The organism is Streptosporangium sp. NPDC000563 (genome assembly GCF_040299985.1).
Classification (GTDB): Bacteria; Actinomycetota; Actinomycetes; order Streptosporangiales; family Streptosporangiaceae; genus Streptosporangium.
In genome coordinates this window covers 35,240-48,812 of the sequence record NZ_JBEPDA010000013.1, presented here as the reverse complement: position 1 = coordinate 48,812, position 13,573 = coordinate 35,240, and the positions used below count along the sequence as shown (strand labels likewise).

11 protein-coding genes are annotated in these 13,573 nt (G+C 69.9%); all 11 read left to right on the top strand.

Features of this window, described 5'->3' with window-relative positions; all coding sequences use genetic code 11:
• Positions 1-180: 180 nt before the first annotated feature.
• The 11 genes from ABT352_RS26000 to glgB all read left to right on the top strand — a co-directional run bounded on the left by ABT352_RS26000 (position 181) and on the right by glgB (position 13,458).
• Positions 181-1,764, top strand: coding sequence for a sensor histidine kinase (locus ABT352_RS26000; RefSeq protein WP_350947540.1), 1,584 nt, complete (start codon positions 181-183; stop codon positions 1,762-1,764).
• 98 nt (positions 1,765-1,862) lie between these two features.
• Complete coding sequence (locus tag ABT352_RS25995; RefSeq protein WP_350947539.1) at positions 1,863-2,297, top strand: roadblock/LC7 domain-containing protein; 435 nt, start codon at positions 1,863-1,865, stop codon at positions 2,295-2,297.
• Positions 2,294-2,650 carry a DUF742 domain-containing protein gene (locus tag ABT352_RS25990; protein ID WP_350947538.1) on the top strand — a complete coding sequence of 119 codons (357 nt, stop codon included), beginning with the start codon at positions 2,294-2,296 and terminating at the stop codon, positions 2,648-2,650. The genes ABT352_RS25995 and ABT352_RS25990 overlap by 4 nt, the downstream gene beginning before the upstream one ends.
• A 4-nt stretch (positions 2,651-2,654) precedes the next feature.
• Positions 2,655-3,254, top strand: coding sequence for a GTP-binding protein (locus ABT352_RS25985; protein ID WP_350947537.1), 600 nt, complete (start codon positions 2,655-2,657; stop codon positions 3,252-3,254).
• Entirely contained in the window at positions 3,251-4,573 is a 1,323-nt protein-coding gene (locus ABT352_RS25980; RefSeq protein WP_350947536.1) for a cytochrome P450, read from the top strand. Before ABT352_RS25985 ends, ABT352_RS25980 begins: the two co-directional genes overlap by 4 nt.
• A 30-nt stretch (positions 4,574-4,603) precedes the next feature.
• Positions 4,604-5,458 (top strand): aldo/keto reductase, encoded by an 855-nt coding sequence (locus ABT352_RS25975; protein ID WP_350947535.1) that lies wholly within the window; start codon positions 4,604-4,606, stop codon positions 5,456-5,458.
• Positions 5,459-5,809: 351 nt separating this feature from the next.
• Positions 5,810-7,186, top strand: coding sequence for an extracellular catalytic domain type 1 short-chain-length polyhydroxyalkanoate depolymerase (locus ABT352_RS25970; RefSeq protein WP_350947534.1), 1,377 nt, complete (start codon positions 5,810-5,812; stop codon positions 7,184-7,186).
• Positions 7,187-7,328: 142 nt separating this feature from the next.
• On the top strand, positions 7,329-8,855 hold the full coding sequence (locus tag ABT352_RS25965; RefSeq protein ID WP_350947533.1) for a M6 family metalloprotease domain-containing protein: 1,527 nt from the start codon (positions 7,329-7,331) through the stop codon (positions 8,853-8,855).
• A gap of 93 nt (positions 8,856-8,948) precedes the next feature.
• The gene (locus tag ABT352_RS25960) at positions 8,949-9,623 is read left to right on the top strand and encodes a hypothetical protein (RefSeq protein ID WP_350947532.1); all 675 of its coding nucleotides are present in this window, start codon (positions 8,949-8,951) and stop codon (positions 9,621-9,623) included.
• Positions 9,624-9,626: 3 nt separating this feature from the next.
• Positions 9,627-10,868: a copper amine oxidase gene (locus ABT352_RS25955; protein ID WP_350947531.1), complete on the top strand. Its 1,242-nt coding sequence runs from the start codon at positions 9,627-9,629 to the stop codon at positions 10,866-10,868.
• Between the two features lie 289 nt (positions 10,869-11,157).
• The gene (gene glgB, locus ABT352_RS25950) at positions 11,158-13,458 is read left to right on the top strand and encodes a 1,4-alpha-glucan branching protein GlgB (protein WP_350947530.1); all 2,301 of its coding nucleotides are present in this window, start codon (positions 11,158-11,160) and stop codon (positions 13,456-13,458) included.
• Positions 13,459-13,573 lie beyond the last annotated feature (115 nt).

Below are 13,573 nucleotides of genomic sequence, written 5' to 3'. Positions count from 1 at the left end.
GATGCTACGGTGTCTGCCTGTTCACGCTCTGCTGTTGAAACGGCACCGCATGGCCGTCCCGCCGTACAGGGAACAGCAGGTTCGACGCGGCCCTGTCATGCCCTGCCGCCACCCCCGAGGACGCCGATGTCAGTAGATGCACCCCACCGGGCGCGGAGAAGGTTTTCACCGAGGGAACTGGTGGTCCTCGCCGCTCTCGGCACCATGGTCATTACGGCCTGCGCGTGGTTGTGGGCGATATACGCCGCCCCCTATGAGGCCAGAGGGCTGATGGCACTCGTCGGCGGGGTCTCGGCCCTGCTGCTGTCGGGCGCCGTCGCCGCCGCCGTCCACTACGCCGGCACCGGTAACCGGCTGCGTGAGCAGGCCGAATGGGCCGGCGCGCGGTTCACCTGGCTGGAGCGGGAAACGCTGCGGATGGCCGAGGAGTCGCTGCCCTCGCTGGGACGTCAGGTGCGCGAAGGCGCCTCGGTCGCCGACGCGCTCTCCCAGATGCCGCAGCCTCCGGAAGGCCCGCTGCGGCACCTGCTCGGCTCGGCCGGGCACGAGCTCGAACTGCTCGAACGCGAGCGCGCCGCCGCCCAGGTGTCCCGTGAGACGACCGAGGACGAGATCTCCCGGCTGATCGACGACACGCTGCCGGAACTGGTCCGGCGGATCCAGACGAACCGGATGTCGGTGAGCGCCGCACTGGCCGAGATACCCCAGCCGGAGCACGAGCCGCTGCGCGACCTGCTGCGCGAGACGGCGCGGCAGCTCTCCGAGAGCGAGCGCAGGGGCACCGCCGTGATGGCGGCGTGCGCCGGGGCCGCGGCCCGCGTGCAGGCACAGGCCACCAGCCTGCTCGCCCGGCTGCGCGAACTGGAGGAGCAGTACGGCGATGACGAGGAGGTGTTCGCCGATCTGCTGGACCTGGACCACCGCATCTCCCAGGTGAGCCGGCTGGCGGACAACGTCGCGCTGCTGAGCGGCGGTCGTTCCGGACGGCGGTGGACCCGGCCGATCGTCATGGAGAGCGTCCTGCGCGGCGCGATGGGCCGCATCGGCGGCTACCGGCGCATCCGGCTGCACTCCACCAGCACCGCCGCCGTCGCGGGATACGCGGCCGAGGGCGTGATGCACGCGCTGGCCGAGTTGATGGACAACGCCGCCACGTTCTCGGCGCACGGCACCGAGGTCCACGTGTACGTGGACGAGGAGGACGCCGGCGTCGTGATCACGATCGAGGACAGTGGCCTGGGGATGCGCCCGCGCGAGCGGCAGCACGCCACCAGGATCGTGTCCGAGCCGCTCGACATGCGGACGCTGTCCGGCACCCGGCTGGGCTTGGCGGTCGTGGGACGCCTGGTCGACAAGTACGGCCTGACGGTCAGCTTCCGGTCGTCCGCCCGCGGTGGCATGGGGGTCGTGATGCTGATCCCGCGCCTGCTGATCACGCAGCCCCTGTCGATCACCGTGTCGCCCGACGCCGAGACTTTGGTCCGCCGCCCCGTGCGGGCCGCCGTACAAGCCGGCGTGCGGGCCACCGCGCAGGCACCGGCCATACCCGCGCAGGAGGGGCCGGCCGACGAGTCCGAAGACCTGCTGCCCAGGCGGCGCCGAGGGCAGACGCTGGCCGAGGCGACCAGGGCTCGGCAGGCGTCACCGGCCAAGCCCGCGCGCGAGGGGCGTGACTCGGCCGCGAGGTTCGCCGCGTTCCGCCAGGCCGGCGGTCGTGGACCCACGTCCCCTCAGGCCCCTTCCCCGGACCCGGGCGACTCTTGACACGTGTCCGCCGACCACCGGACATCTTTGGATTCACAGATGAGGAGGCAGGGGCCGTCCCTCCCGGGCCCGCGCCGCAGGGGCACCCCGTCGTTTCTATGAGCACAACCGACGCTTCGAACACCACCGATCGTGACTTCGACTGGCTACTGGAGAACCTCAAGAAGAAGACCCCGGGGATCAGGCATGTGCTGGTACTGACCAGGGACGGCCTGAAGATGAGCTTCACCGCCGGCCTCGGCCGGGACGGTGCCGACCAGCTCTCCGCCCTGGCCGCCGGGATCCAGAGTCTCTCGCTGAGCGCCTCCGCCGAGTTCGGGGACGGCATCGGAGCGGGGCAGGCGATGGTGGAGTTCGCCGGCGGACTGCTGCTCATCGTGCCGGCCGGGGACGGCGCCCACCTGGCCGTGGTGGCCGACGAGGACGGCGAGGTGGGGCTCATCGCGCACAACATGAACGAACTGGTGGAGCAGATCGGGGTCTACCTCACCGCGGCACCGCGGCAAACGAAGAACGGCGACGACCACGGATGACACGGCGAGCCATCGACCGAGAAGACCCCGACCGGCTCTACACGGTCACCGGGGGGCGTACCAGCGCCGATGAGAAGACCTTCGACTCCGTCTCCCTCATCGTCGCCGAGTGCGCCCCCACCCCCGGTATGCAGTCCGAGCACATCAAGATCCTGCGGATGGCCCAGCGGCCGACGGCGGTGGTGGAGATCTCGGCGGAACTGCGACTGCCGGTCAGCGTGGTGAAGATCCTGCTGCGCGACCTGCTGGACACCGGTCGCATCACCGTCCGTCATCCGTCGATCGCCGCACAGGCAGGACGACCGGATCCCGAAATCCTCAGGCAGGTGCTCGTTGCACTCCACAACCTCTGACCAGATGGCGGCCACCGCGCGAACGCCACTCCGCACGACCGCCGCGGACGCCCTGAAAATCGTGGTCGTCGGCGGGTTCGGGGCGGGAAAGACCACCTTGGTCGGCTCGGTGAGCGAGATTCGCCCGCTGAGCACCGAGGAGGTCATGACCCAGGCGAGCGTGGGCATCGACGACGCCAGCCAGGTACGGAACAAGTCGACCACCACGGTGGCCTTCGACTTCGGCCGGATCACGCTGAACGAGAGCAAGGTGCTCTACCTGTTCGGCGCGCCCGGTCAGCAGCGGTTCTGGTTCCTGTGGGACCAGTTGTTCGCCGGCAGCCTGGGCGCGGTCGTCCTGGTGGACGCCCGCCGCCTGGAGGATTCGTGGTACTCCATCGACCGGCTGGAACACCACCGGACCCCGTTCGTCGTCGCGGTCAACCGCTTCAGCGACGGGCCCTCCCTGGACGCGGTGCGCGAGGCGCTGGCACTGTCGCCCGAGGTCCCGCTCATCGACTGCGACGCGAGAGAGCGGTCCTCGTCCAAGCACGTGCTGATCACGCTCATCGAGCACCTCACCCGCACCTACGACCAGTCGCCCGCCCGAGAGAGCATGCCGTGACGAACTCCCCTCCCCTGCCCGACTCCACAGACCCGTCCGCCGGCTCGCCCGGATCGCAGAATCCCGAGCGGAGGCGGGAGTTGCTGGAGGGATACCCCGACCACGCCGATGCCGTACCCCTGTACGGGGCACTGATCGGCGACGACCCGACCGCGCTGTTCCAGGAGATGCGCCGCCGGCACGGACCCGTCGTCCCCGTTCTCCTCGACGGCATCCCCGTCTGGTACGTGATCGGTTATCGCGAGCTGCACCATGTCGCCAGCCAGCCGCAGTTGTTCGGCCGCGACTCCCGGCGCTGGAACATGAATGATCACCTTCCCCCGGACTGGCCATCGCTCCCGCAGGTGAACTGGCAGCCGTCCGTGATGTACTCCGAGGGGGCCGAGCACCAGCGGCGGATCGGCGCCGTCAGTGACGCGATGGACGCCGTCGACCGCACCGAGCTGGCGCTGATCTGCGAGCGGATCGCCGACCTCGCGATCGACGAGTTCGCCGGGGACGGCCACACCGACCTGATCTCCCGGTACGCCTACCGGATTCCGGCTCAGGTCATCACCCGGCTGTTCGGGCTGGCGGAAACCGACCTGCCGGAACTGGTCGAGGACGTCAACTACGTGTTGAGCGGAGGCGAGGAGGCCCCCTCGGCGATTGCCCGAATCCTGGACAAGATAGGCCGGCTCATCGCCGACAAACGCACCCTGCCGGGCCACGACATCACCTCGCGCGTACTGGCACACCCCTCGCGGCTCACCGACGAGGAGATCGTCATGGATCTGATCGTGGTGATGATCGCCTCCCATGACAGCACAGCCAACTGGATCGGCAGCGCCCTGCGGCTGATGCTGGTGGACGACCACTTCTCGATGAGCCTGCAGGGCGGCCGCAGCAGCGTCGGCGAGGCGCTGAACGAGGTGCTGTGGAAGGACCCGCCCACGCCGAACCTGCCCTCACGCTGGGCCGTGCAGGACTGCGAGTTGGCCGGGCGGCGCATCCGCCGGGGCGACATGCTGGTGCTCGGCGTCACCGCGGCCAACGCCGATCCGCAGGTGCGACCGGCCGCCCATGCCGGCTCCGGCGCCAACCGGGCGCACATGTCCTTCGGCCACGGCGAGTACGGTTGCCCCTTCCCCGCGCCCGAACTCGCCGAGATCATCGCCAAGACGACTGTGGAGGTCCTTCTCGACCGGTTGCCCGACGTCTATCTCACCGTGAAACCGGACGAGCTGCGATGGCGCCCTTCGCTGTGGGTTCGTAGCCTGGAGGCCCTGCCCGTACAGTTCAGCCCGATCGTGCCGACCGGCCGCCCGTGGAGCACCTGAAGCGCCCCGGGGGTTGATAACTTCTCGAAAATGGGAGAAGCCAACACATTCCGCATCGGAGGCACGATCGACGTACGGCGGCTCGGGTTCGGGGCGATGCATTTGCCGACCGAGCCCGGCGAGGCCCGTAAGGGTGCCGTCGAAGTGGTCCGGCGCGCCGTCGAGCTGGGTGTCACGCTGATCGACACCGCGTATCTGTACGGGTGGGGCGCGAACGAGGAACTCCTCGTCGAGGCGCTGTATCCCTATCGGAACGAGACGCTCATCACGACGAAGGTGGGCGTCGTGCCACCGGACCCGCCGCGCGACGCGGCCCTGTGCGGACGGCCGGAGGTCCTGCGAGATCAGGTCGAGCGGGCCCTGCGCCGACTCCGGGTCGACCGGCTCGATCTCCTCCAGTTACACCGCATCGACCCGGAGGTGCCACTCGCCGACCAGGTCGGAACGCTGCGTGACCTGCGGGCCGACGGCAAGATCGGTCATATCGGGCTGTCCGAGGTCACCGTCGCCCAGCTCGACCAGGCACGGCGGATCGTCGACATCGCCGGCGTGCAGAACCGCTACAACATTCTCGACCGCGAGCACGAGGCCGTGCTCGACGCCTGCACCACGGCCGGGATCGCCTTCCTGCCCTGGCGACCCGTCCACCCCGCGGCCTCGGAGCCGACGGGCGAGATCGCCGCCGTGGCGACCGAGCTCGGCGCCACGGCGGCCCAGGTCGCGCTGGCGTGGCTGCTCGACCGTTCACCGGTCATGCTGCCGATCCCCGGCACCGCCTCGATCGAGCACCTGGAGCAGAACGTCGCCGCGGCGAGCCTGCGGCTGAGCGACGACCAGCGGAGCCGTCTCGACGCCATTCGGCCGAGCGCGACCGGTGACCGCTGAGGCCCACCACACCGCCTCTGCCGACACCGGTCAGCGCGATCATCCAGTCGATCAACACGGAGATCGGGCTCGGAGGCGTCTCCGTCTACGGCGCGAACAAAGAGGACGGAAACTTTCATCGGAGGGGGCGGGGGCATCCGTACCGCTTTCGCCACCAAAGGTGTTTCTCACCTGCGAGAAACCGCCGTGGAAAGGAGGGCGTACGCCGGACGCGAACCCGCACCCCCAGCCTGTGATTGAAAATTTCGGCTAATAAATTTAACTTTCGGCGACAAGCGTGAGACGTCGAACGCCGGGGCCGCGAAGGTCAGGGGGCTCCGGCGATCGGCCGTGGCCGAAAGGAGATCGACGATGTCCGACAGCGATGTTCCACGCCGGACCGACCGGGGCGCGGGGAGGAGTCGGCTGAGGACGGCCCTGCGAATGGCGTGCGCGATCATTCCCCTCCTGCTCGGCTTCGCGCTCACGACCGCGCCCGCGTCCTCCGCCTCCCTGGTGGAGGTCACCGGCTTCGGGACGAACCCCAGCAACCTGCGGATGCACCTCTACGTCCCGGACCGGGTGGCGCCCCGTCCCGCCATCCTGCTCGCGGTGCACTACTGCACCGGCTCCGGCCCCGCCTTCTACTCCGGCACGCAGTTCGCCTCGCTCGCCGACCAGTACGGGTTCATCGTGATCTACCCGTCGGCCACCCGCAGCGGGAACTGCTTCGACGTCTCCTCCTCCGAGGCGCTCAGGCGCGGCGGCGGGAGCGACCCGGTCGGGCTGATGTCGATGGTGAACTACGTCCAGCAGCGTCACAACGGCGACCCCTCCCGGGTCTACGTGACCGGCGCCTCCTCGGGCGCGATGATGACGGAGGTCATGCTGGGCCTGTACCCGGACGTGTTCAAGGCGGGGGCGGCCTTCATGGGGGTGCCCTTCGGCTGCTTCGCCAGCACCTCCGGATGGAACAGCGAGTGCGCCAACGGCACGATCGTGAGGACCCCCGAGCAGTGGGGCAACCTCGTACGGGCCGCCTACCCCGGCTACACCGGCGCCCGGCCCCGCGTCCAGCTGTGGCACGGCACCGAGGACTCCACCCTGCGCTATCCGAACCTGGGCGAGGCGGTCAAGCAGTGGACCAACGTCCACGGCCTGAGCCAGACGCCGACCTCGACCGACACCCCACGGCAGGGCTGGAACCGCAGCCGCTACGCCGACTCCACCGGCACCGTCAAGGTCGAGGCCTACAGCCTGCCGGGTGTCGGGCACAGCCTGCCGCAGGGCGGGATGGCCGAGTCGGCGATCCAGTTCTTCGGCCTGAACACCTCGGGCCCGTCCCCGACCCCCACCCCGACGCCCACGCCTACTCCGACCCCGACGCCCACCCCCACCCCCACTCCGACGCCGACGCCGACGCCGACGCCCGGCGGTGCCTCCTGCCAGGTGACCTACAGCGCCAACAGCTGGAACACCGGCTTCACCGCCAACCTGACCGTCACCAACACCGGCACCTCGACGATCAACGGCTGGGAGCTGAAGTTCACCTTCCCCGGCAACCAGCAGGTCACCCAGGGCTGGAGCGCCACCTGGTCGCAGTCCGGGCAGGTCGTGACCGGCCGCAACGCCTCCTACAACGGCACCCTGAGCCCCGGGCAGTCCGCCGGAATCGGCTTCAACGGCGCCTACAGCGGCACCAACGCCAACCCCGGCTCCTTCACCCTGAACGGCTCGGCCTGTAGCTGACCTCGGGAACACGACATCGGCTGCCTCCGGACCCCGGAGGCAGCCGATGTCGTACCGGTCACCGGTTGAGTAGGGGATTACTCACGACACGAACCCCCATGAGCCCTACCTTCGCCGCAAGAACGGACGATGGGGGGACACCATGCATCTCGTTCCGCTGGCGCCGGACGCGCTGGACAGGCTGGAGGCACGCTTCCACGAACTGAGGATCGCCGGGATCCTGCCCGAGCACCTCACGTTCGAGGACTACTACGCGGTGTGGCGCTCCGAGCGTCGCGGGCCGCGCGCGGCGGGCCTGGACGACGGCAGCGCCACCCCGCAGGCCCCCGCGAGCCTGATCAGCAGGCCGCCCAGGAAGCTCAGGGGCGTCGTCAGGACCCTGGTGCTGCTCGTCGACTTCGACGACCGGCCGCACGACCCCGCCCACGACGCGGCGCACTTCGAACGGCTGCTGTTCGGCACCCAGCCGGGCAGCATGCGCGACTTCTACCGGAAGGTGAGCGGCTTCGACGGCGACCCCGAAGGGCGGGGCATCGACGTCCAGGGCGAGGTGTTCGGCTGGTTCCGGCTGCCGCGGACGCTCGCCTTCTACGCCAACGACAAGTCGGGGATGGACGAGCGCAACTTCCCGCGCAACGCCCAGGGCATGGCGCGCGACGCCGTGCTCGCCGCCCTGGAGGCGGGCGTCGTCTTCGACCCCTCCTACGACGCGCTCGGCGAGAACCGGGTCACCGCGCTCTTCGTCGTGCACGCCGGTCCCGGTGCCGAGACCTTCTCCGACGCCGCCGGGCTGCGGTTCATCTGGAGCCTGAAGTGGACCGTCGGCGATCAGCCGATCACGGTCGGGCCCGGTCTCCAGGTGAGCACCTTCCTCACCGTTCCCGAGGACTGCAACGTCGGCGTCTGCGCCCACGAGTGGGGGCACCTGGCCGCGCGCTGGGCCGACTACTACGACACCGACCGGGCGCAGACCGGCGTCAAGTCGCACGGGCTGGGCAACTTCTGCCTGATGGCGGCGGGGTCGTGGGGCAACGGGGGCGTCACGCCCGTCTTCCCGACCGGCATGCTGCGCATGTTCCACGACTGGGTCACCCCGCGCCTGGTCACCGAGACCACCCGCGGCATCACGCTGCGGCCGGCGGCCGAGGGCGGCGACTTCGTCGTCGTCCACAACGACCGGACGATGACGAGCACGCAGTACGTCGTCGTGGAGTACCGCCGCAGGCGAGGCCAGGACGAGTTCCTGCCCGACCAGGGCGTCGCCGTCTACGTGGTGGACGAGTCCGTTCCCAACGTCGACGACGAGCGGCGCCTCGCGATCGAGCTGATGCAGGCCGACGGCCTGCGCCAGCTCGCCAGGCCGGGCAGCCTGGGCAACCGGGGCGACGCGAACGACCTGTACCCCTCGCTGGGCAACGCGAGAATCGGCCGGGACACCTCACCGGCGCTGAACCTGCCCGAGGGCGGGTGGACGGGCGTGACCGTCGAGGTCTCCGGCACACCGGGCGACGACGAGATGACGATCGACGTCGTCGTCGCCTCGTGGCCGAGTGACTCCAAGACCGACTCAGTGACCGACTCAGTGACCGACTCAGTGACCGACTCCGTGACCACGTGGCCCGTCGCGGCCCTGAAAACGGATGAAAGCCCCCAAAAACCAACAACGTAAACCAAAAGTGCAATACGCCTTTGGACCCGCCGGGACACTCACCGATCGCTACTCTTCGCAAGGAAAAGTCAACGGTGAGTAAAGAAGGTGCTCATGGGGCGAAGACTGATGGTGATGGCGGTCGCGGGAGCGGGGGTGGCCGTCGTCGCCGGGGCGGCGCTGTTCGTCTCCGGCGAGCAGGGGTCGCAGGCCGCGGGGGCCGCCCTGCGAATGCCCGCGCGGGAGGACCCGCTCACCGGCCAGGAGGTCGCCAAGGCCACCACGATCGCGTCGGCGGGATCCAGGTCGCACATGGCCGCCGGCCGGATCAAGCTGCTCTACGTGGAGCGCGACGACGACAAGGACGCCTCCGACCGGCGCCGCGCCGACGCGTACCTCTACGACTACGGCAGCGACAGGCTCATCGTGCGGACCGTCGACCTCGGCCGGGGCGAGGTCGTACGGGAGACCGTGGCGCGGGGGGTGCAGCCACCGCCGTCGAAGGAGGAGGAGACGACGGCCGCCGCCCTCCTGCTCGCCCATCCGGGGTACGGCAAGACCGTGCGCGAGGCGTACACCAAGGCCGGGGGCGGACCGCTGAGGTCGGCGGCGGAGCTGGGGCTGCGCGGGCTGATCTTCACCCCGTACGGCGAGCGCGGGTCCGCCAAGGAGTGCGACGTCCACCGGTGCCTGCGGCTGTTCGTCCGGTTGCCCGACGGCACCTGGCTGGACACCAGCCGGATGGTCGTCGACCTGTCCGCCAAGAAGATCCACACCCTGGAGTGGTAATCCGTGTTCCTCCGCCTCACCCTTTCCTGCGCCCTGCTCGCCGGAGGGCTCGCCGCGCCGCCCTCCGCGCCGAGAGCACCCGTACCGCCGCTGCCACCACAGCTCACCTCCTCCGGCGCGGCGCCGTCCCCCGGCCCGCAGACGGCGCCGGCGGCGACGGGAACCGGCGCGCAACCTCCCGCGGCCCCCTGCAACGCGCCGTACCGCGTCGACAAGACCCTGCCCAACGGGGCGCGCTGGCAGCTCTGCTGGGAGATGCGCAACGTCGAGGGTCTCACCCTGACCGGGATCGTCTACACCCCGAGAGGCCATCGGCCGATCACCGTGCTGCGCAGCACCTCGCTCGCCCAGATCCACGTGCCGTACGACAGGGGCAGGCCCCGCTACCACGACATCGGCTCGCTGGGATACGCCGCCATTCCGCTGCGGGCCGCGGACTGCCCGCTCGGCGAGCGCCGCGAGCAGTTCGTCTGCGTGACGACGAGGGCGCGCGGCCACGCGTACCTCAAGGCGGTCCCCGATCAGCTGAACATGACGGCCCAGGGGCGTGACCTGGTGGTCTTCGCCGCCTTCCAGGTCGGCTGGTACACCTACCTCGCCGAGTGGGCCTTCTCCGACGACGGCGCGATCACCCCGCGTGTGGGGGCCACGGGGTCGCTCGCCGGGTTCACCACCACACCCGAGCACGGCTGGCCCATCGGGGTGGGCGCCACCGGGTTCGAGGCGAACCACACCCACAACATCTTCTGGCGCCTGGACTTCGACGTGGCGGGCCGGGCGGACGACGTCGTGGAGCAGTACGACTTCAGCGGCTCCGGCACCGGGACCCGCAAGATCCAGCGGACGGTGTTCGGGACGGAGGCCAAGGCCGTCAGCAGGCCGATGCGCTGGTGGCGGGTGGTCGACAGGAAGGTGCGCAACGCCGACGGGCACCGCGTCTCCTGGGAGATCAACAACTCCGACACCGCCCAGTACCGGGGTCCCGCCGACGAGGCCTTCACCCGGGCCGATCTCTACGTCACCGACTACCGCTCCTGCGAGCGCCTCGCGACGGTCAACCCGTCTCCCGGGTGCGCCCTGTCCGTCGACCGCTACACCAACGGGGAGCGGCTCACCGATCCGGTCCTGTGGGTCAACGTCGGCTACCACCACGTCCCCCGCGACGAGGACGCCGACCCGATGCCGAGCCACTGGCAGGGGTTCCGGATCACCCCCCGCGACGTCACCGCCAAAAACCCGCACTGACCTGCTGTTTTCTGCTGCTTTATGCAGCTTTTGACCGCACAGGGCGGCACCGGGCGGTGTTGGGTGATGTGATCATCGGAATCGGCCGGGTTCGACCGGGACGCCGCCGCCGATGATCGGATACGGTCGGCGCACAGCGTTGTGATGGCCCCACATGACCGACAACCGTGACTTTCCCCTCCTTTGGCTCCGCGCGTTTCCCAATACGCATGGTGATAGCGGACATGGGCATGGGTTCGGTCACCCGAGTAGGGCAAGGTAGGGGCTATCGATCTACGGGAGTAAAGCCATGAGCGCGCACTTGGACCTGGACCGGCTCGCGGGCGGAGCACATCATGATCCGCACTCGATCCTCGGGTCGCACCTGGGTCCCGAGGGCGTGACGATCCGGACGCTGCGCCCCATGGCGCAGCGGGTCCAGGCACTCGTGGACGGCAAGGCCCACGACATGAAGCACGTCGCCCACGGCGTGTTCGCGGTCACCCTGCCCGGAGTCGACAAGATCCCCGACTACCGCCTCCGGATCGCCTACGCCGGCGCCGAGCCGTACGAGACCACCGATCCCTACCGGCACTGGCCGACCCTGGGCGAGATGGACCTGCACCTCATCGGCGAGGGACGCCACGAGCGGCTCTGGGAGGTCCTCGGCGCGCGGGTGATGCGGCACGAGGACGTGGACGGCACGGCCTTCGCCGTCTGGGCGCCCAACGCCCGCGGGGTGCGGGTCATCGGCGACTTCAACCACTGGGACGGCGCCGCGTACCCCATGCGCTCGCTCGGCGGGTCGGGCGTGTGGGAGCTGTTCGTCCCCGGTCTCGGCCCCGGCGACCGCTACAAGTTCAGCATCCTCGGTGTGGACGGGATCTGGCGGGCCAAGGCCGACCCGATGGCCCGGCGCACCGAGCTGCCCCCCGCGACCGCGTCGGTGATCGAGAAGTCGGACTACGCCTGGCGGGACGACGAGTGGATGCGGCGCCGCGCGGAGGGCAACGCCCTGCGGGAGGCGATGAGCGTCTACGAGGTGCACCTCGGCTCGTGGCGCCCCGGCCTGTCCTACCGCGAGCTCGCCGTCGAGCTGGTCGACTACGTGGTGGACATGGGGTTCACGCACGTGGAGCTGATGCCGGTCGCCGAGCATCCGTTCGGCGGCTCCTGGGGTTACCAGGTGACCTCCTACTACGCCCCGACCTCCCGTTTCGGCACCCCCGACGACTTCCGCCACCTCGTCGACGCCCTGCACGAGGCGGGCATCGGGGTGCTGGTCGACTGGGTGCCCGCGCACTTCCCGATGGACGACTGGGCGCTGGCCAGGTTCGACGGCACCCCGCTGTACGAGCACGCCGACCCCGCGCGGGGCGAGCACCCCGAGTGGGGCACCTACATCTTCGACTTCGGCCGCCGAGAGGTGCGCAACTTCCTCGTCGCCAACGCCGTGTACTGGCTGCGCGAGTTCCACATCGACGGGCTGCGCGTCGACGCGGTCGCCTCGATGCTCTACCTCGACTACTCGCGGCGCGAGGGCGAGTGGACGCCCAACGAGTACGGCGGCAGGGAGAACCTCGACGCGGTCGCGTTCCTCAAGGAGATGAACGCGGTCGCCTACCGGGAGGCGCCGGGCATCGTCACCGTCGCCGAGGAGTCGACCGCCTGGCCGGGCGTCTCCCGTCCCGTGCACCTGGGCGGGCTCGGCTTCGGGTTCAAGTGGAACATGGGCTGGATGCACGACACGCTCGCGTACCTCAAGCACGAGCCGGTCTTCCGCCAGTACCACCACCACCAGATGACGTTCTCGCTGATGTACGCGTACTCGGAGAACTTCGTGCTGCCGCTCTCGCACGACGAGGTGGTGCACGGCAAGGGGTCGCTGCTCGGCAAGATGCCCGGCGACGAGTGGCAGCGGTTCGCGAACCTGCGGGCGATGTTCGCCTTCATGTGGGCCCATCCGGGCAAGCAGCTGCTGTTCATGGGCGGCGAGTTCGGCCAGGGGTCCGAGTGGTCGGAGGAGCGCGGGCTCGACTGGTGGGTGCTCGACTTCGACGGGCACAAGGGGGTGCAGCGGCTGGTGCGCGACCTGAACCGGGTCTACAAGGAGTCTCCGGCCCTGTGGAGCGTGGACGCCTCCCCCGACGGCTTCCGCTGGATCGACGCCGACGACGCGCTGGGCAACGTCTTCTCCTTCCTGCGCTACGCCGAGGACGGCTCGGTGGTGGCGTGCGTGGCCAACTTCTCCGGCGCGCCGCACGACGACTACCGCCTCGGGCTGCCCTTCCCCGGCGCGTGGGAGGAGGTGCTCAACACCGACGCCTACGACTACGCGGGCAGCGGCGTGGGCAACCTCGGCGCCGTCCAGGCCACCGAGGAGCCGCGCCACGGTCTGCCGTACTCGGCCACGATGCGCGTCCCGCCGCTGGGAGCCCTCTGGCTGCGCCACCCCGGCGCGCTCGAACCCGCCGCGGACCAGCGCGCGGAGGAGATCGTCCAGGCCGCCGAGCAGGAGATCACGCGGGAGCGGCTTGAGGTCGTACGGGAGGCGGCCGAGGCCACCGAGGCCGAGGGACCCGAGGAGCGCCGGGAGGCCGAACCGGCCTGACCGAACTCCCCCTCCGCAGAGCCCAACAGACCAGGTGAGAACGGGCCGGTCGCGCGATTCGCGCGACCGGCCCGTTTTCGCGCTCTATGCTTCCGGCACCCTCGCCGCAGCCCGT